Genomic DNA, 18,518 nt, shown 5'->3' on the forward strand with positions numbered 1-18,518 from the left:
CGTTTCACGGAAACGCCGAACCGCTCTATCTCTTTGTTTTTGCGCAATTCCCTAGGGAAAGCGCTATGCGCTTTTCCCGGGAAAACCGTTTCACACTTTTCCTGGAATTGCTCTGAGGCCTACCACCTGGTCTTTTCGTCCGGCGCGGCCGGCTCGATCGCCAACGCGTGGACACCAGCCTTCAATTCGTCGGCCAGCAATGCGTTGACCGCGCGATGGCGCTCGATGCGGCTCATGCCGGCAAAGGCTGAGGAGACGATGCGGACGCGGAAATGCGTCTCACCGGTGCCGTCATAGGTGCCGTGATGGTCGGAGTCCTGATGGTGATGGCCGGCATGGAGATGGCTTTCGTTGATGATGACCAGCCGCTCCGGCGAAAACGCCTTCTTCAACTTGCCTTCCATCGTCGACTGTATGGACATTCGTACTTCCCTTCACCACATATGGCGGGCGCAACCCCCGAAAATCGGCGGCCTTTGCGCGTCCGGAACGACGCGCGGCGCCGCCGTCGCGACAAAATTCGCCGATCGCCCGCTTTATGCCGCGATTCAGCGGTTAGGGCGATCATCGCGAAAATGTCAATTCTTGTTTCGCACCGGCGAACAGCCCATAAATGGGTAAGATGAAACCGTACCCCAAATATTTCGAGAAAATCCGCATCCGCCCGGAAAAGGATGCGGAGCTGAAGTCTCGTTCGCCGATCTGCCAGTGGGACGGTTGCAAGGAGGCCGGCACCCATCGCGCGCCGGTCGGGCGCATGAAGGAGGGCGAATATTTTCAGTTCTGCTTCGATCATGTGCGCGAGTACAACAAGGGCTTCAATTATTTCTCCGGTGTCCCCGACACCGAGATCGCCCGCTTCCAGAAGGAAGCGATGACCGGCCACCGGCCGACATGGAAGATGGGCGTCAACGGCGCCTCGACGCGCTCCTCGCCCGATTTCGCGCAGCAGCGTTCCGGCCGCGCCGGCTACTACAACCGCATGCGCGATCCGTTCGACCTGTTCAAAGGCCCAAAAGATCCGCGCGAGGCGCGTGAGCGCAAGGCCAAGCCGCTTGAGGCCAAGGCGCTGGAAACGCTTGGCCTTGATACAAAGGCGACTGGCAAGGACATCAAGGCGCGTTATAAGGAACTGGTGAAACGCCACCATCCGGATGCGAATGGCGGCGACAGAGGTTCGGAAGACCGGTTCCGCGATGTGCTCCAGGCCTATCGCGTGCTCAAGCAGGCAGGATTGTGCTGAGCGACCTCCGTGTCGTTTTCCAACTTTCATAAGGTTGGAAAAGGCTCTAAGACCGCCCCCGGACAAAATCGATTGCCGGCGAAATCAGGCGCTTCGCCCGTGGAGACGTTGATAAAGATGAACAAGGTCGATCGCGACATCGCCAACCTGCCCGACACCACCGTGCCGGTGAAGGAGAAATTCGGCTTCGAGTCCAAGATGGTGGTGCCGGCCTATTCCGTGACGAGCGAGCATGTGCCAGACATCGATCCGGACTATCTGTTCGACAAGAACACAACGATGGCGATCCTCGCAGGCTTTGCCTACAACCGCCGCGTCATGGTGTCGGGCTATCACGGCACCGGCAAGTCGACACATATCGAGCAGGTCGCCGCCCGCCTCAACTGGCCCATGGTGCGTGTCAATCTCGACAGTCATGTCAGCCGCATCGACCTGGTCGGCAAGGACGCCATCGTCGTCAAGGAAGGGCTGCAGATCACCGAATTCCGCGACGGCATCCTGCCCTGGGCCTACCAGCACAATGTCGCGCTGTGCTTCGACGAGTACGATGCCGGCCGTCCGGACGTGATGTTCGTCATCCAGCGCGTGCTGGAATCGTCGGGACGGCTGACGCTGCTCGACCAGAGCCGGGTCATCCGCCCGCATCCGGCGTTCCGGCTGTTCTCGACCGCCAACACCGTCGGTCTCGGCGATACCACCGGCCTCTATCACGGCACCCAGCAGATCAATCAGGCGCAGATGGACCGCTGGTCGATCGTCACCACGCTGAACTATCTGCCGCACGACAATGAGGTGAACATCGTGCTGGCCAAGGCCAAGCACTATCGCGATGCCAAGGGCAAGGAGATCGTCAGCAAGATGGTGCGTGTCGCCGATATGACGCGTTCGGCCTTCATCAATGGCGACCTGTCGACCGTCATGAGCCCGCGCACGGTCATCACCTGGGCCGAAAATGCCGAGATCTTCGGCGATATCGGCATGGCGTTCAGGCTGACCTTCCTCAACAAGTGCGACGAGCTGGAACGCTCGCTGGTCGCCGAGTTCTACCAGCGCGCCTTCGGCCAGGACCTGCCGGAGAGCGCCGCCAACGTGGTGCTGGGGTAAGCATGGCTCGATTCCGATTTTCGGGGTCATGCTCCAAGGAATGATCGATGGCGGGTCCAGGCGACAACACGCGCAACAAGTCGAAGACGGGGTCTGAAGCCGACAGCTTCAAGCGCGCCGTCACCGTCTGCATGCGCGCGATTGCCGGCGACAAGGAGCTCGAGGTCGGTTTCGCCAAGGATCGGCCGGCGCTCGCCGGCAGCCGCGCCCGGCTGCCTGAACTGCCGAAGAAAGCCTCGAAGGCCGACATCGCCATCACCCGCGGGCTCGGCGATTCCATGGCGCTGAAGCGCGCCTGCCACGACACGCGCATCCACACCAGGCTGGCGCCGGAGGGCAAACAGGCCCGCGCCATCTACGATGCGGTCGAGCAGGCCCGCGTCGAGGCGATCGGCTCCCGCGCCATGCAGGGTGTCGCCGACAATATCGGCTCGATGCTCGAGGACAAATACACCAGGGCCAACCTCATCGATGTCAAGGACAAGGCCGATGCGCCGATCGAGGAGGCGCTGGCCCTGATGGTGCGCGAAAAGCTGACCGGCCGCGCCGTGCCGAAGAGCGGCGAGCGGCTGGTCGACCTCTGGCGCCCTTGGGTCGAGGAGAAGGCAAGTGCCGATCTCGACGGACTGTCGGCAAAGCTCGACGACCAGCAGGCCTTCGCCCGCGTCGTGCGCGAGATGCTGGCTTCCATGGAAATGGCCGAGGAACTCGGTGACGACCAGGAGACCGAAGACTCCGAAGACAACGACGAAAACCAGCCGCAAGGCGAGGACCAGAGCGAAGAGGGCGGCGAGGACGATTCCGGCTCCGAGCAGTCGCAGTCGGACGACACCGAGGCGTCGTCCGACGACGAGCAATCGGCCGAGACGGAGGCATCCGATGCTACCGCCGACGACCTGTCCGACGATGACGACGCCGATGCCGAGACGCCCGGCGAGGCGCGCCGCAACGACAATCCCTTCACCAATCTGTCGAAGGAGATCGACTACAAGATCTTCACCACCGCCTTCGACGAGACGGTGGGTGCGGAGGATCTGTGCGAAGAGGAAGAGCTGGATCGGCTGCGCGCCTTCCTCGACAAGCAGCTTGCCAACCTGTCCGGCGTCGTTGGCCGGCTGGCCAACCGGCTGCAGCGCCGGCTGATGGCGCAGCAGAACCGGTCCTGGGATTTCGATCTCGAAGAGGGTTATCTCGACCCGGCGCGGCTGGTGCGCGTCGTCATCGACCCGATGCAGCCGCTGTCCTTCAAGCAGGAGCGCGACACCAAATTCCGCGACACGGTGGTGACGCTGGTGCTCGACAATTCGGGCTCGATGCGCGGCCGGCCGATCACCGTCGCCGCCACCTGCGCCGATATTCTGGCGCGCACGCTGGAACGCTGCGGCGTCTCGGTCGAGATCCTCGGCTTCACCACCCGCGCCTGGAAGGGCGGGCAGGCACGCGAGAAATGGCTGAAGGAAGGCAAGCCGCCCAATCCTGGGCGGCTCAACGATCTGCGCCACATCATCTACAAATCCGCCGACCATCCGTGGCGGCGGGCGCGGCGCAATCTCGGCCTGATGATGCGCGAGGGCCTGCTCAAGGAAAACATCGACGGCGAGGCGTTGCTGTGGGCCCACAACCGCCTGATCGCCCGGCCGGAGCAGCGCAAGATCCTGATGATGATCTCGGACGGCGCGCCGGTCGACGATTCGACGCTGTCGGTCAATCCGGGCAACTATCTCGAACGGCATCTGCGCGCGGTGATCGAATTGATCGAGACGCGCTCGCCGGTCGAGCTCCTGGCCATCGGCATCGGCCACGACGTGACCCGCTACTATCGCCGCGCCGTCACCATCGTCGATGCCGAGGAACTGGCCGGCGCCATGACCGAGCAACTGGCCTCGCTGTTTGGCGAGGAAAGCATGCGCGACACGCGACGCGGCGGCATGCGGCGCGCCGGATGATTTTTTCGCGGGGCGGCTTTCGGCAGACGCTTTTCGCCGCCACAGCCCTGTTCGTTGCCGGCATCGCCTTGTCGGCTCCCGTCGCTGCCGGCACCGTTGCGGTCGAGCCGATCGAAATCTCGGCACGGCTGATAGACCGGTTTCATATCGGCGGTGACGAAAAGCGGTTCGGCCCGCTCGAATTCGTCGGCGGGCTGGAAATGACCTCGCCGTCACGCGATTTCGGCGCGCTGTCGGCGTTTCGTTTCCGCAAGCCCGGCAGTGATTTCATCGGCGTCGCCGACACCGGTTTCTGGTTCTTCGGCACCGTCACCCATGATGCCGACAAGCGCCCATCCGGCATCCGGAATTTCCGTATGCAGCAGATGGCCGACGAGGCAGGCCAGCTGATCGCCGAGAAATGGGAGGTCGACGCCGAAGGCCTTGCGCTCAAGGACGGCATTGCCACAGTCGGCTTCGAGCGCGATCACCGCATTGCACAGTTCAAGATCGAACCGGGCGACATGAAGCCGCCGTTCAGGCAACTCGACTTCCTGATTCCAGCCTGGGAGCTTCGCCGCAATCGCGGCTTTGAGACCGTCACCCACGCCAATCCTGACGGCCAGCACCAAGGCGGGCTGGTCGTGGTCTCGGAAAAGAGCCTCGACAAGGCAGGCAACATCTATGCGGCCGTTATCGAAGGGCCGCACAAGGGCGTCTTCACCGTCAAGCGCAACGGCAATTTCGACATTGCCGACGGCGCCTTCCTGCCGGACGGCGACCTCTTGCTTTTGGAGCGCAGCTTTTCGATGGCCGGCGGCGTCAAGATGCGGCTGCGGCGCATCTATGGCGAAAGCGTCGAGAAGGGCGCGGTTGCCGACGGGCCGGTGCTGATGGAAGCCGACATGGGCTACCAGATCGACAATATGGAAGGGCTCGACGTCTGGACCCGCGACGACGGCGCGCTGATGGTGTCGCTGGTCTCGGACGACAACCACTCGATGCTACAGCGTAATCTGTATCTGGAATTTGTTCTGCACGAGGATTGAGAGGCGGTCGGCAAAGGACGGCCGATAACAAGCTACAGCTTGGCGCTAGTTGCGGCAGGCCCGGGTCCGTTGGTCGCGATCCAGATGATTTGGCGTGCGCCGCGCTTGCCATTGGCTCGCACCTTGGCCTCCTCGACCGCGAAGCCTGCCTGCTTGAGCCGGCGGGTAAAGCCGCTGTCGGGTCCCTGCGACCAGACCGCCAGCACGCCGCCGGGCTTAAGCGCTGCTCTCGCGCTGATCAGCCCGGCTACACTGTAAAGGGCATCGTTGGCCCTGTGGACGATCCCTTCCGGCCCATTGTCGACGTCGAGCAGGATGGCATCCCAGGCCGAGGCTTCCGATCGTATGATCTGCCCGACATCCGCCTCGCGAATGGTCACGCGCGGATCGTCGAGACAGCCGCCGAACAGCGAGGCCATCGGGCCGCGCGCCCACGCCACCACGGCGGGCACCAACTCGGCGACAACGATGCCGGCATCGGCGCCAAGCTCGGCAATCGCGGCGCGCAGCGTGAAACCCATGCCCAGCCCGCCGATCAGGATTTTCGGCTGCCTGCGGCCGGCAATCCTTTGGCAGGACAGCCTCGCCAGCGCTTCCTCAGAACCGCTGAGGCGGCTATTCATCAGCTCGTTCGAGCCGAGCATGATCGAGAATTCGGCGCCGCGTTGTTTCAGGCGCAGCTCATGGTCGCCGTCAGGCGTTTTCGCGGTATCGAGTTGGACCCAAGGGATCATGCTCGAGAACCTGTGGGCATGATCTTTTCTCTATGCCGCCAGTGCCGGCTGGCTCCAGCGGGCGGCAAGCAGCCGGTAGGGAATCAGCGCCACCACTGCTATGATCAGCTTCACGCCGAGGTCGCCGAGCGCCCATGACACCCAGCGCATGGCCTCGACCGGCAGCACGCCGATCAGCGGCGCGGTTTCGAGCGCAAAGCCATCGTTCGGGCCAACGAAGGCGAAAGCCGCCGAAAAGGCGATCGTGAAGAACACCGCGGTGTCGAACACCGAGCCGACCAGCGTGCCGACGATCGGCGCCCGCCACCAGCTCTGCCCGCGCAACCGGTTGAACACGGTCACGTCGAGCAGCTGCGCGATCAGGAACGCGGTGCCGGAAGCCGCTGCAATGCGCACCAGCCGGTCGGCAGCCGTTTCGAATTCGATCAGGCCGCAGCGGAACAGCAAGGGCGGGATGACGACCGAGCAGATCACTGCCGCCGTGAAGCCGACAAACACGATCCGGCGCGCCACAGCCGGGCCGTAGCGGCGATTGGCAAGGTCGGTGACCAGGAAGGAGAACGGGTAGGTGAAGGCGCCCCAGGTTAGAATGTCGGCCAGCGACAGGCCACCGATTGCACCCTGCAGCGGGAACTGCACGAGGACGTTCGACGCCACCACGACAAGCGCCATGGCCGCAACGAAGGGCAGGTATCGGGAGAAAAAGCTCATTTTTTTATCCTGGGTAATGGAACCAGCGGGGTGTCATGCCGAGTTCGGACGACACTCCATTGCTGTTTGGCCATCGGATTTCTCCGATAACCGCTTCGCACTTTTCGGTCCGATGCCGAAGGCGGTTGCCTGAAAAATCAAGCGGCCGGCTGTTCGGCGAGCTTCTTGGCGATCTGCTTCTTCAGCAGCCGCGCGCGCTGCGACAGCTCCTTGGCGTCGGCCTTGGCCAGGAACGCATCAAGGCCGCCGCGATGTTCGACCGAACGCAGCGCGTTGGCCGAAATGCGCAGGCGCACATTCTGGTTCAACGCTTCCGAGATCAGCGTCACATTGACGAGATTGGGCAGGAAGCGACGCTTGCTCTTGTTGTTGGCGTGGCTCACATTGTTGCCGGACATGACTGCCTTGGCAGTGAGTTCGCAGGTGCGGGACATGGTTCTAAACCTTCAGTTCTCGGTCTGGCCAAACATTCAACCCGCGCCGGGTGGCGCGCGGTTTCGGTCAGGCGGCCTTATGGAAAAAGTTGGCGTTCCATAGTTGCATTTCGGCGATGCGTCAAGCTCCGGCTTGCGCCCGGGTGTGACGACGTCTTTCACATAAAGGCCGAAATTCAGTCTATAAGCGGTCGCACAAGGAGATGCCAGGCTGGAGTTGCGCGCTTCTGCTGAAATCGAGGATCGATCCCGCCATGCTTCGTTCGTCTCATGCTCTCCTTGCATCGCTCGCCGTGGCGCTGCCGACGGCAATTTCTGCCGCCACGCAACAATCCTTCAAGGGCGAGTATACGGTTTCGGTCCACGGCTTCTCGGTGGCCAAGGCAAGCTTTTCCAGCAGTTACGAAGGCGATACCTATTCGATCGAAGGCAGCGTCTCCAGCGCCGGCCTCGCCACAATATTCGACGACACGCGTGGCACGGTCTCGTCGAAGGGCAAGATTTTGGGCAAGCAATTGCAGCCGCAGGCGTTCCGCGCCGACTACAAATCGGGCGACAAGGCATCGATGATCGATATCCAGTTCGCCAACGGCACTGTTACCGCGACCAAGGTCGTGCCTGCGCCGAAGAAGCGCAATTCCAAGAAATGGATACCGCTGGCCGCCAGCCATCTCGCCTCGGTGCTCGATCCAATGGCCGCCACCGTCATCCATGCCGATAGTCTCGACAAGGTCTGCGGGCGCACGGTGAAGCTCTATGACGGCGAGATGCGCGCCGATCTGACGCTGACCTACGAGTCGAAAGGCTCGACCTCGGTGCGCGGCTACGAGGGCGATACCGTCACTTGCCGGCTGGATTTTGAGCCGGTGGCGGGTTATCGCAAGAACCGCAAATCCCTGGATTACCTGAGAAAGCGCAGCCGCATCATGGTGACGTTTGCACCGGTCGGCCAAACCGGCGTATATGCGCCGATCCACGCCACGGTCGGCACGAAAATCGGCACCCTTACCGTCAGCGCGGAGCGGTTCGAAGCGACAGATTAGGCGCGATCGCGCGCCGCCGGAGACGGACATGGGGCGCGCAACACTGATCGGCTTCTCGGCGGTCGCCATGTGGGCGCTGCTGGCGCTGCTTACGGACGCTTCCGGCAAGGTGCCGCCATTCCTGCTCTCGGCGATCACCTTCACGATCGGCACTGGCGTCGGGCTCGTCGCGCGGCTGTTCATGCCGGCCACCGCCGGGAGCGGGAAAATACCGCCGCAAGTGTGGCTGATCGGCATTGCCGGCCTGTTCGGCTATCACTTCTTCTATTTCACTGCGCTGCGCAACGCACCGGCGGTGGAGGCGAGCCTCATCGCCTATCTGTGGCCGCTGCTGATCGTGCTCGGATCGGCGCTGATGCCGGGCGAGCGCCTGGCCTGGAACCATGTCGTCGGCGCACTGCTTGGCCTTGCCGGCACTTTTCTGATCGTCACCAAGGCCGGCGGGATTGCCTTCGACGCGCGCTATGCCTTCGGCTATGCGATGGCCGGCATCTGCGCCGTGCTGTGGTCGTCCTATTCGCTGTTGTCGCGCCGCTTTCCGTCGGTGCCGACCAGCATCGTCACCTGGTTCTGTGCGGCCACGGCAGCGCTTTCGCTTGTCTGCCATCTGATGCTGGAAGAAACGGTGCTGCCTGTCGGCGCCGGCCAGTGGCTGGCCGTGCTCGGCCTCGGCCTGATGCCGGTGGGCGCGGCCTTCTACGCCTGGGATATCGGCGTCAAGCGCGGCAACATCCAGGTGCTGGGCGCGGCAAGCTATGCCGCGCCGCTGCTGTCGACGCTGGTGCTGATATCAGCCGGTTTCGCCGAACCGTCCCTGCGCATCCTCGCCGCCTGCGTGCTGATCACCGGCGGCGCAGCGCTTGCGGCGAAATCGCTGTTCTTGCGCAAGAGGGCTGCGAGCGAGGCAGGGGCGTGATGCCGTTTCCGGGCGGCATCGACGCCGACGCCAATGCGACGCTGCTGTTTTCGCTGGCCGCCGCGGTGATCTACGCCTTCACCATCGACATGCCACAGACGCTTGCGCGTTCCGCGGTCAAGACGCTGGCCGTGGCGATGCTCACCGTGCTGGCATCGCTGCAGGGCGGTCCGTGGCTGCTCATCGCGGCGCTGGCGCTCAGCGCCGTCGGCGACGCATTGCTGTCGCGCGACGGTGAAAAGGCTTTTGTCGGCGGGCTGGCCAGTTTTCTCGTGGCGCTTGGGCTTTACATCGCGCTGTTCCTGCGCTCCGGCGAGGGGGTCGGGCTGCTCTCGGCCGAGCCGTGGCGCGCGGCGATTGCCGTGGCAATGGCCGTGTTGGCGCTCGCCATGCTTTTTGCGCTCTGGCGCCGTGTCGGCCCCGCCCTGCGCCTTCCCATCAGCGTCTATATCGCGACAATTTTTGCCATGGGCATTTCGGCGCTGACCCTGAGCAATTTCTGGGTCGTCGTCGGCGCCGTGCTGTTCATGGCGTCCGACGGGCTGCTCGCCTCGGAAAAGTTCCTGCTGAGCGCCATCTCGCCGCACCGCGACTGGACGCGCCGCGCGGTCTGGGCGCTGTATTATGCCGCCCAGCTGGCGATCACGATGGGTTTCCTGCTGGGCTAGGACTCCAGCCTGGTTCGGCCAGCTCGAAGGCGGCGAAATCGAACCCCGGCGCCACGGTGCAGCCGGCCAGCGTCCACTCGCCCAGGCTGCGCGCCGACTGCCACCAGCCTGCCGGCACAACGATCTGCGGCCGCTCGCCCGCCGCCAATGCCGTGCCGAGCACCTGCTCGATCAGCGGCCCGTTTTCCCGATTCATCGACAGTGCCAGCGGGGCGCCGGCATAGAAATGCCAGACCTCGGCGGCGTCCTTGACGCGGTGCCAGGCCGACACTTGCTCCTGCTCCAAAAGGAAATAGATCGCGGTCGAATGGCCGCGAGCGCCTTCCGCGCCATCGCGAAAGGTCTCGGCATACCAGCCGCCTTCCGGATGCGGTTTCAGGCCGAGCGCCGCGATGATTTCGGCGGAACTGGTCATTTTCCCCAAAACTTCATGGATGCCAGATCATCAACGGTGCTCAGAAATTATCCTTGCGCTTGCGTATTTCGGCGAACACGTCGGCGTCGGAGGCGTTCTCCATGCCGAGATGCTTGCGGATTGCCGGATCGTGCCAGCGCAGGAACGGATTGGTCGACAGTTCCTCACCGATCGTGGTCGGCAGCGTCGGCTTGCCGTCGGCGCGCAGCGCTTCGATTTTCGCGGCGCGCTCCTTCAATGCCGAATTGGTCGGGTCGACGGTCAGCGCGAAGCGGGCGTTGGAAAGCGTGTATTCATGGCCGCAATAGACGACCGTCTCGGCCGGAAGCGCCGCGAGCTTCTTCAACGAATCGTACATCACCGGCGGCTTGCATTCGAACAGCCGGCCGCAGCCAAGTGCGAACAGCGTGTCGGCGGTGAACGCCACTTTCGACGCCGGCAGATGATAGGAGACATGGCCCGCCGTGTGGCCGGGCGTGGCGATCACGTCTATCCTCTCCTCGCCGAGGTGGATGACCGAACCCTGCTCGACGGTTTCGTCGATGCCGGGGATTTTTGCCTTTTCCGCTTCCGGTCCGACGATGCGCAGCTTGAAGCGCTCCTTCAGCGCCAGATTGGCCTCGACATGGTCGACATGGTGATGGGTGGTCAGGATCATCGTCGGCGTCCAGCCGGTACGCTCGATCGCGGCCAGAATCGACGCCTCCTCGGGCGCGTCGATGATCGCGGTCTGGCCGCTTTTCGGGTCATGCACCAGCACACCGAAATTGTCGCTGCGGCACATGAATTGTTCGATTTCAACCGGCATCGCATCTCTCCACGAGAGCGGTTCATCGTTTCACGGAAACGCCGAACGGCTCTCTCTCTCCTTGTTTTTGCGCAATTCCGGACGGAAAACCGTTTCACACTTTTCCTGGAATTGCTCTAGTGCGCCGCGCGTCCAGTTGGACGCACAAACGACGCTCTAACACTTTTTATCTGCTGCATCGTGCTTTCCGAAATCGAAACCAATTTCTTGCCGATGCAGCAGTCGCCGCAGACATAGGGCGCTTGCCCGCACATGTCATCCATCTTTGTAGAACTTGGCGTCTTTGTAGAACTGGGCGCCTTTGTTGAACTTGGACAGCATCGAAGATAGCGTGCCGCGCATGCATTCCGATATCGTCGACCTTCGCTCCTTTTATTCCACCACGCTCGGGCGATTGGCCGAACGCTCGATCACCATGGCGTTGTCCTCGATATGGGCTGTCGTGCCCAATGAGCGGCTGGTCGGCCTCGGCTACACCTTGCCGTGGCTGGAACGGTTCGGCACCGATGCCGAACGTGTCTTTGCCTTCATGCCGGCGACACAAGGCGCGGTGGTCTGGCCGGCCACCGGGCCGACCGCGACCGCGCTGGTCTTCGATGAGGAATTGCCGCTGGTCGATGCCTCCATCGACCGCATGCTGCTCGTCCATTCACTCGAACATGCCGAGAACCCGCGCGAGACGCTGAACGAAATCTGGCGGGTGCTGTCGCCCGCAGGCCGCGTCGTCATCGTCGTGCCCAACCGGCGCGGTGTCTGGGCCCGTTTCGAGCATACGCCGTTCGGCAGCGGCCGGCCTTTCTCGCGCGGCCAGCTCACCGAATTGCTGCGCGAAGCGAATTTCACGCCCGCGGCCTGGTCCGACGCCCTGTTCTTCCCGCCATCGCGGCGACGCTTCATGATGCGGTTCCACAATGTGCTGGAGCGCGCCGGCCGCAGGTTCTGGCCGATCTTTTCCGGCGTCATCGTCGTCGAGGCGCAGAAGCGGCTCTATCAGGGTGTGCCGGTCGTCCAGCGCGCCTCTCGCCGCGTCTTCGTGCCGGTTTTCTCGCCGCATGGCGCCACAAGGCTCGGCCGGATATCGCCGAGCGGGAACGCGCCGTCGCCTCGCCGTCGATGACGTTTTCGTGATCGGAATCACGCTTTTTCCCACCTATCTGTCGTGGGCGGGTTTGCTACCCGATTGATTCGACTTGCTCACCGGTTTCAGCACCGCTTGCGAAGGGTCTTCATCAATGGCTGATCATCCGGATTTCGAGGCCAGCGCCAAGCCGATTGCCGCGTCGGTCGAAGCTAGCAGCCTGCGCGACCAGCTGGCGACAATCGGGCTGGCGCTGGCGAAGTCGCCGATCCGCAAACGACTGCTCTGGGCCTGCCTCGGCATAGTCGCCGTCATTGTGGCAACCTCGATCGGGCAGGTTCTGCTCAATCGCTGGAACGAGCCCTTTTACGACGCGCTGGCTCGGCGCGACATGCAGGGTTTCCTGCACCAGCTTCTGGTGTTTTCCGCCATCGCCGGCGGGCTTGTGGTGCTCAATGTCGGCCAGACCTGGCTCGACCAGACGATCCGGCTGAAGCTGCGTGAGGCGTTGACCGTCGATCTGATCGGTGAATGGATGCGGCCGGCGCGGGCTTTCCGGCTCGCCAACGCCGGCGCCATCGGCGTCAACCCCGACCAGCGCCTGCAGCAGGATGCCGGGCATCTCTCCGATCTTTCGACAGGTCTCGGCATAGGGCTATTGCAGTCGTTCATTCTGCTTGTTTCGTTCGTCGGCGTCCTTTGGTCGCTGTCTTCCGGCTTCGTCTTCCATGTCGGCGGCTATTCGCTGGCGATTCCGGGCTACATGGTGTGGGCCGCAATCCTCTATGCCGGCACCGCCTCCTGGCTGAGCTGGCTGGTCGGACGGCCGCTCATCCGCTTCAACAGCGACCGCTATACGCGCGAGGCGGAGCTGCGCTCCTCGGTGGTCCGCGTCAACGAGAATGTCGATGCCATCGCGCTTGCGCACGGCGAGGCCGACGCGCGACGGCGGCTTGAGCTCGACCTCGGCACGGTGCTGGGCGCGATACGGCGCATCTACAGCGCCCAGATCAATCTTTCCTGGGTGACCGACACCTATGGCTGGATCACTGTCGTCGCGCCGATCCTCGTCGCCGCGCCGGTCTATTTCGCCGGTGACATCAGCTTCGGCGGGCTGATGATGGCTGTCGGCGCCTTCAACCAGGTGCATTCCTCGTTGCGCTGGTTCATCAACAATATCGGCGGCATCGCCGATTGGCGCGCCACGCTGATGCGCGTCGCCGATTTCCGCATCGCGCTTGCTGAAACGGATGTGCTCCACCACAGCGAGAGGCGCATCGAGTTCGGCGAAAATCTGGACGGCAGGCTGACATTCGACAAGCTCGAAATTGCGTCGCGGGATGGATGCACCAAGCTCGCCGAGTCCCATGTCGAGATCCGCGCCGGCGAGCGCGTCATGATCACGGGAGATCCGCGCGCCGGCAAGACGCTGTTCTTCCGCGCCATTGCCGGTCTGTGGCCGTGGGGAAGCGGGCGGATCGGCATGCCGGCCGGAGAGGTGCCGGCCTTCGTTCCCCGAAAACCCTATTTCCCGCTCGGCACGCTGCGCGAGGTGCTCGACCACGCCGATGCCGCGGTCAGCGACGCCGAGATCTCGGCGGTGCTTGCCGAGGTCGGTCTCGGGCGGCTGTCATCCTCGCTCGACCGGTCGGCGCGCTGGGAGCGCGAATTGAGCGATGACGAGCAGCGCCTGCTTGCCTTTGCCCGGCTGGTCTTGCGGCAGCCGAAATGGGTGATCATCGACGAGGCTTTGGACACGTTCGACGGCGCGACGCTGCGGCGGGTGCTGTCGATGCTGGAGGCGCGTCTTGCCGACGCCGCGATCCTCAATATCGGCCGTGGCCAGCACAACATTGAATTCTTCCCGCGCTCATTGGCGATCGTGAAAGATTTCGAGCGACCGCCTCTCAAGCCAGTCCGTGTCAGGGCCGGCGCGATCGAACCACCCCCGGCCGTCGCCAAAGCCCGCCAACAGGCATAGCCGGCCGTAAGCTTTATTTTGCCGTGATCGCGTCGAAAGATTGCCGGCATCGTTCGGAAGCCTGCGGCGTTGGATTCATGCGACACGCTTTGAGTCTTTGCTTCGATGCTTGTCGTTACCCCAAAACCGCTGCGCGCTTTTGGGCGACCTGCGTCAGCCTGCTTGCCTGCCTTGCCCGTGCCCAGGCAGCACCTTTGGCCGCGCCTGCCGACACCATTGCCGTGGACGTCGAACTGGTGCTGGCGGTCGACATCTCGCACTCGATGGACGAAAAGGAATTCGCCCTGCAGCGCGCCGGCTATGTCAAGGCGCTGCGCCACCCCGACTTCATCAATGCGGTGCGTTCGGGCGTGAACGGCCGCATTGCGCTGGCCTATTTCGAATGGGCAGGCACCGTCCGCGACGACGCCGTCATTGCCTGGCAGGTCATCGACGATGCCGAGAGCGCCGAGGTATTCGCCGGCAAGATCGAGGCGCGCCCGTTCAGGAGCTTTCGCGGCACCTCGATTTCCAGTGCGCTCGCCTTCGGCGCCAAGCTTTTGGATGGAGCCGCCTTCGACGCGACGCGCAGCGTCATCGACATCTCAGGCGATGGCCCCAACAATATCGGGATGCCCGTCGCCACGACACGCGACGCCGCGATAGCAAAGGGCATCGTCATCAATGGCCTGCCGATCCTGATCAGCCCGTCGCCCAGCTTCAGCCATCTCGACCAATACTATGCCGAGTGCGTCACAGGCGGGCCAGGCTCCTTCGTGCTGCCGGTCTATGCCGCTTCGGAATTCGTGACCGCCATACGCCGCAAGCTGGTCCTCGAGGTCAGCGGTGTTACCGATCCTAATGCCGGTCCCGGGGCCGATCCCGGGTCCGTCCCGGTCGACGCGGCAGCACCGGTCGACTGTTTGCAAGGCGAGCGCGGTCGGCGGTTTTTCTCCGATCCGTATTTTCCGGAACTTGATCGTTAGACCTCGACGAATGGCGATCAGTCCCAGATGTCTCCGGACTCGGGCCGGCTGGCCGAAGCGACGGGTCGCCGTTATCGCTTCAGCAGGAACACCGCCTGCTGGCCAAAGAAATTCCAGAACCACCATGGCATCGACAGGCCGATTTTCTGGCCATTGGCGTCGAGCGCGGTTGCCTTTTCCACCGTTGCGCCAAGCTCTTCGCAGAGATTGACGAAGTCGCGGATGGTGCAGAAATGGATGTTGGGCGTGTCGTACCAGGAATAGGGCAGGTCCTTGGTCACCGGCATCCGCCCTTCGACGAACAGCGAAAGGCGTACCCGCCAGTGGCCGAAATTGGGGAAGGAGACGATGGCGTGCTTGCCGATCCTGAGCAACTCGTCGAGCACCAGCTTCGGGTTGCGGGTCGCCTGCAAGGTCTGCGACAGGACGACGAAATCAAAACCTTTGTCGGGATAGAATTTGAGGTCCTTGTCGGCGTCGCCCTGGATGACGGACAGGCCGCGTGCCACGCATTCGTTGACGCCGCGCTGCGACAGTTCCATTCCACGGCCGTCGACCTGCTTCGTTGCCTGCAGCAATTCGAGCAGCAGGCCATCACCGGAGCCGACGTCCAGCACCCGCGACTGCGGCGGGATGAGATCGGCGACGACTTCGAGGTCGACGCGCTGGGCGTGGTTGACACTCATGATCGTGCCTCTTGACTGGCGCATGACCTTGATCCGAAAAGTCTGCAACTTTTCGGGGTCATGCGCTGAGCCCCCTGGCGCGGGCCGCCGACGCGATGAAGCCGTTGATGGCCGCGAACAGCTCCGGCTCGTCGAGCAGGAAGGCGTCGTGGCCGCGATCGGTCTCGATCTCGACGAAAGACACCGAGGCGCCGGCCGCGTTCAGCGCATGAACGACCGAGCGGCTCTCCTCGGTGGGGAACAGCCAGTCGCTGGTGAAGGAGACCAGGCAGAAACGGGTCTTGGTGCCGGCAAAGGCGTCGGCGAGCCGGCCGCCATGGTCGGCGGCAAGGTCGAAATAGTCCATCGCCCTGGTCATGTAGAGATAGGAGTTGGCGTCGAAGCGGTCGACGAAGGTCATGCCCTGATGGCGCAGATAGCTCTCGATCTGGAAATCGGCGTCGAAACCGAAGGTGAGTGCTTCACGATCCTGCAGGTTGCGGCCAAACTTCCGGTGCAGGGCCGCCTCCGACAGATAGGTGATGTGAGCGGCCATCCGCGCCACGGCCAGCCCCTTTTCTGGACGCTTGCCCTGCTCGAAATATTTGCCGCCATGCCAGTCGGGATCGGCCATCACCGCCTGCCGGCCGACCTCATGGAAGGCGATGTTCTGCGAGGAATGACGCGCGCCGGTGGCGATCGGCAGCGCCGAGAAAACGCGCTCCGGATAGCTCGACGCCCATTGCAGCACCTGCATGCCGCCCATCGAGCCGCCGAGCACCGAGAACAGCTTTTCGATGCCGAAATGGTCGACCAGCATCAACTGCGCCCGCACCATGTCGCGGATGGTGATGATCGGCAGGTCGAGCCCGTACGGCTTGCCGGTGGCGGGATTGGTCGAGGCGGGGCCGGTCGAGCCGAGGCAGCCGCCGATGACGTTCGAGCAGATGACGAAGAAGCGGCTGGTGTCGATGATCTTGCCGGGGCCGATCAGCACTTCCCACCAGCCCGGCTTGCCGGTCACTGGATTGGTGCTGGCGACATGCTGGTCGCCGGTCAGTGCATGGCAGACGAGGATGGCGTTGGAGCGGGCGTCGTTGAGCGTGCCGTAAGTCTTGTAGGCGATCTGGAACGGTGACAGCAGCGTGCCGGCATCGAGCTTGAGCGGCTTGTCGGCACCGAAACGCAACACCGGGCTCGACGGCTCGTCGGCCTCGTTGTTGGTCCTTTTCGTGCGCAGCGCGACCATCGCATCCTCTTACATTAACCCATCGTGTTTTCCGAAAGTCGATTGCGATTTTCGGGTCGATGCGACTGTCCGGCCGGCTGCGGACAACAAAAAACCGGCATTGCCTTCGCAAAGCCGGTTACAAGATGCAAACGGCCCTTTAGCGAGTTGTTTAACGTGGCTGCAAGCCGACCGGCCAAATCACCACGGGATTCGCCTTTCTTTAGGACCGGCGCGCCTCGGCGTCAACGGCCAGTCGTTTACCCATGCCAGTCGCTCACCCATGATCGCCGCCTCTCGACATTCCAGGCCACGACTTGTATTTCCGCTGCGGCTTCTAGTGTGCTGGATTTGAAGTTCCTGAGCGCCGTTGCCACCAAAATGGCAGGAACTTCAAATCCACCACACTAGGTGGAAGCGTTCTCGACGGATTTTTGCAATATGAACCAGGCATCGGATCAGGCACGTCCAACGCCCCGCGCGGGGATCATGGACATCGAAGCCTATGTGCCGGGCAAAAGCACGGCGCCGGCCGGCGTTACCAAGGTCCACAAATTGTCGTCGAACGAGAACCCGCTCGGCCCCTCGCAGAAGGCGATAGAAGCAGCGCGCGACGTCGCGGCCAAGCTCGACATATATCCCGACGGCACCGCCAGGCGCCTGCGGGAGGCGATCGCCGAGGTGCATGGCCTCAACCCGGCGAACATCGTCTGTTCCAACGGTTCCGACGAGATTCTGGGCCTGCTTGCGCAGACCTATCTCGCACCCGGCGATGAAGCTGTGATCACCGAACACGGCTTCATGGTCTACAAGATCTACATCCAGTCGGCAGGTGCTGTCCCGGTGTCGGTCAAGGAAACCAATGAGCGTGCCGACGTCGATGCGATCCTTGCCACCGTAACGCCGCGTACGCGGATCATCTTCCTTGCCAATCCCAACAACCCGACCGGCACCTATTTGCCGTTCCAGGAGGTGCGCCGCCTGCATGCCGGCCTGCCTCGAAACGTGCTTCTGGTGCTGGATGCAGCCTATGCCGAATATGTCCGCCGCAACGACTATGAAGCCGGCGTCGAACTGGTGGCTGGCGCGGAAAACGTGGTCATGACCCGCACCTTCTCCAAGCTCGGCCTCGGCGGCGCGCGGATCGGCTGGATGTACGCGCCGATGCATGTCATCGATGCGATCAACCGGGTGCGGGGTCCCTTCAACGTCAACGCGACGGCGATCGAGGCCGGCATTGCCGCGATCCGCGACCGTGCCCATGTCGAGCGCAGCGTGGCGCATAACGAGACCTGGCTGACCTGGGTGAGCGAGGAGTTGACCAGGCTCGGACTGCGGGTGACGCCGAGCGTCGGCAATTTCGTCCTCATCCACTTTCCCGAAGACAAAAAACATTCGGCGGCAGCTGCGGACGATTACCTCTGTGCGCGCGGCTACATATTGCGGCGCGTTTCCGGCTACGGTTTCCCGAATGCGCTGCGCATGAGCATCGGCACCGAAGAGGCCAATCGCGGCGTGGTCGCCGCCCTCGCGACATTTCTGAAAAGCTAG

19 protein-coding genes and 1 riboswitch are annotated in these 18,518 nt (G+C 63.1%); of the genes, 11 read left to right on the forward strand and 8 right to left on the reverse strand.

Going from position 1 to position 18,518, the window contains the following annotated elements:
• Positions 1 to 119: 119 nt before the first annotated feature.
• A complete protein-coding gene (locus tag AC0L2C_RS28125) occupies positions 120 to 422 on the reverse strand; it encodes a BolA family protein (protein ID WP_077372975.1) in 303 nt (100 codons plus the stop codon).
• 191 nt (positions 423 to 613) lie between these two features.
• On the opposite strand from AC0L2C_RS28125, the gene AC0L2C_RS28130 reads away from it, so the two are divergent.
• The 4 genes from AC0L2C_RS28130 to AC0L2C_RS28145 all read left to right on the forward strand — a co-directional run bounded on the left by AC0L2C_RS28130 (position 614) and on the right by AC0L2C_RS28145 (position 5,321).
• Complete coding sequence (locus tag AC0L2C_RS28130) at positions 614 to 1,243, forward strand: J domain-containing protein (protein WP_127211936.1); 630 nt, start codon at positions 614 to 616, stop codon at positions 1,241 to 1,243.
• Positions 1,244 to 1,360: 117 nt separating this feature from the next.
• A complete protein-coding gene (cobS, locus tag AC0L2C_RS28135; RefSeq protein ID WP_128246076.1) occupies positions 1,361 to 2,347 on the forward strand; it encodes a cobaltochelatase subunit CobS in 987 nt (328 codons plus the stop codon).
• 47 nt (positions 2,348 to 2,394) lie between these two features.
• Positions 2,395 to 4,293, forward strand: coding sequence for a cobaltochelatase subunit CobT (gene cobT / locus AC0L2C_RS28140; RefSeq protein WP_473524949.1), 1,899 nt, complete (start codon positions 2,395 to 2,397; stop codon positions 4,291 to 4,293).
• Entirely contained in the window at positions 4,290 to 5,321 is a 1,032-nt protein-coding gene (locus tag AC0L2C_RS28145) for an esterase-like activity of phytase family protein (protein ID WP_473524950.1), read from the forward strand. The genes cobT and AC0L2C_RS28145 overlap by 4 nt, the downstream gene beginning before the upstream one ends.
• A 32-nt stretch (positions 5,322 to 5,353) precedes the next feature.
• Here the strand turns inward: AC0L2C_RS28145 and AC0L2C_RS28150 are convergent, their stop codons facing one another.
• The 3 genes from AC0L2C_RS28150 to rpmB form a co-directional block, all read right to left on the reverse strand.
• Positions 5,354 to 6,055 (reverse strand): spermidine synthase, encoded by a 702-nt coding sequence (locus tag AC0L2C_RS28150; RefSeq protein ID WP_473524951.1) that lies wholly within the window; start codon positions 6,053 to 6,055, stop codon positions 5,354 to 5,356.
• Between the two features lie 30 nt (positions 6,056 to 6,085).
• Entirely contained in the window at positions 6,086 to 6,766 is a 681-nt protein-coding gene (locus tag AC0L2C_RS28155; RefSeq protein ID WP_473524952.1) for a queuosine precursor transporter, read from the reverse strand.
• 137 nt (positions 6,767 to 6,903) lie between these two features.
• The gene (gene rpmB, locus AC0L2C_RS28160) at positions 6,904 to 7,200 is read right to left on the reverse strand and encodes a 50S ribosomal protein L28 (protein WP_023797188.1); all 297 of its coding nucleotides are present in this window, start codon (positions 7,198 to 7,200) and stop codon (positions 6,904 to 6,906) included.
• Positions 7,201 to 7,454: 254 nt separating this feature from the next.
• Between rpmB and AC0L2C_RS28165 the strand changes: the two genes are divergently transcribed.
• Genes AC0L2C_RS28165 through AC0L2C_RS28175 form a run of 3 tightly spaced genes read left to right on the forward strand, consistent with a single transcriptional unit; the run spans position 7,455 to position 9,827 of the window.
• Positions 7,455 to 8,243 carry a DUF3108 domain-containing protein gene (locus AC0L2C_RS28165; protein ID WP_091593506.1) on the forward strand — a complete coding sequence of 263 codons (789 nt, stop codon included), beginning with the start codon at positions 7,455 to 7,457 and terminating at the stop codon, positions 8,241 to 8,243.
• Positions 8,244 to 8,271: 28 nt separating this feature from the next.
• Positions 8,272 to 9,159 (forward strand): aromatic amino acid exporter YddG, encoded by an 888-nt coding sequence (gene yddG, locus AC0L2C_RS28170; RefSeq protein WP_473524953.1) that lies wholly within the window; start codon positions 8,272 to 8,274, stop codon positions 9,157 to 9,159.
• Positions 9,159 to 9,827: a lysoplasmalogenase family protein gene (locus AC0L2C_RS28175; RefSeq protein WP_473524954.1), complete on the forward strand. Its 669-nt coding sequence runs from the start codon at positions 9,159 to 9,161 to the stop codon at positions 9,825 to 9,827. The genes yddG and AC0L2C_RS28175 overlap by 1 nt, the downstream gene beginning before the upstream one ends.
• On the opposite strand, the gene AC0L2C_RS28180 is transcribed toward AC0L2C_RS28175, so the two are convergent.
• Positions 9,802 to 10,242 (reverse strand): cupin domain-containing protein, encoded by a 441-nt coding sequence (locus AC0L2C_RS28180; protein WP_473524955.1) that lies wholly within the window; start codon positions 10,240 to 10,242, stop codon positions 9,802 to 9,804. The two genes, AC0L2C_RS28175 and AC0L2C_RS28180, sit on opposite strands and share 26 nt — an antisense overlap.
• 40 nt (positions 10,243 to 10,282) lie before the next feature.
• A complete protein-coding gene (gene gloB / locus AC0L2C_RS28185) occupies positions 10,283 to 11,050 on the reverse strand; it encodes a hydroxyacylglutathione hydrolase (RefSeq protein ID WP_473524956.1) in 768 nt (255 codons plus the stop codon).
• A 340-nt stretch (positions 11,051 to 11,390) separates the two neighbouring features.
• Here gloB and AC0L2C_RS28190 point away from each other — a divergent pair, with 340 nt between their 5' ends.
• The 3 genes from AC0L2C_RS28190 (at position 11,391) to AC0L2C_RS28200 (ending at position 15,074) form a co-directional block, all read left to right on the forward strand.
• Positions 11,391 to 12,167, forward strand: coding sequence for a class I SAM-dependent methyltransferase (locus tag AC0L2C_RS28190; RefSeq protein WP_287238307.1), 777 nt, complete (start codon positions 11,391 to 11,393; stop codon positions 12,165 to 12,167).
• Positions 12,168 to 12,282: 115 nt separating this feature from the next.
• On the forward strand, positions 12,283 to 14,109 hold the full coding sequence (locus AC0L2C_RS28195; RefSeq protein WP_473524957.1) for an ABC transporter ATP-binding protein/permease: 1,827 nt from the start codon (positions 12,283 to 12,285) through the stop codon (positions 14,107 to 14,109).
• A gap of 194 nt (positions 14,110 to 14,303) precedes the next feature.
• Positions 14,304 to 15,074, forward strand: coding sequence for a DUF1194 domain-containing protein (locus AC0L2C_RS28200; protein ID WP_245277581.1), 771 nt, complete (start codon positions 14,304 to 14,306; stop codon positions 15,072 to 15,074).
• Between the two features lie 71 nt (positions 15,075 to 15,145).
• On the opposite strand, the gene metW is transcribed toward AC0L2C_RS28200, so the two are convergent.
• Both metW and metX read right to left on the reverse strand, forming a co-directional pair.
• Positions 15,146 to 15,760 (reverse strand): methionine biosynthesis protein MetW, encoded by a 615-nt coding sequence (metW, locus tag AC0L2C_RS28205; protein ID WP_023797197.1) that lies wholly within the window; start codon positions 15,758 to 15,760, stop codon positions 15,146 to 15,148.
• Between the two features lie 58 nt (positions 15,761 to 15,818).
• A complete protein-coding gene (metX, locus tag AC0L2C_RS28210) occupies positions 15,819 to 16,988 on the reverse strand; it encodes a homoserine O-acetyltransferase MetX (protein ID WP_077372941.1) in 1,170 nt (389 codons plus the stop codon).
• Between the two features lie 119 nt (positions 16,989 to 17,107).
• A riboswitch (SAM riboswitch) is annotated at positions 17,108 to 17,185 on the reverse strand.
• A gap of 223 nt (positions 17,186 to 17,408) precedes the next feature.
• On the opposite strand from metX, the gene hisC reads away from it, so the two are divergent.
• Positions 17,409 to 18,518 carry a histidinol-phosphate transaminase gene (hisC, locus tag AC0L2C_RS28215; RefSeq protein ID WP_287238203.1) on the forward strand — a complete coding sequence of 370 codons (1,110 nt, stop codon included), beginning with the start codon at positions 17,409 to 17,411 and terminating at the stop codon, positions 18,516 to 18,518.

This window comes from Mesorhizobium sp. WSM4845 (assembly GCF_055811455.1).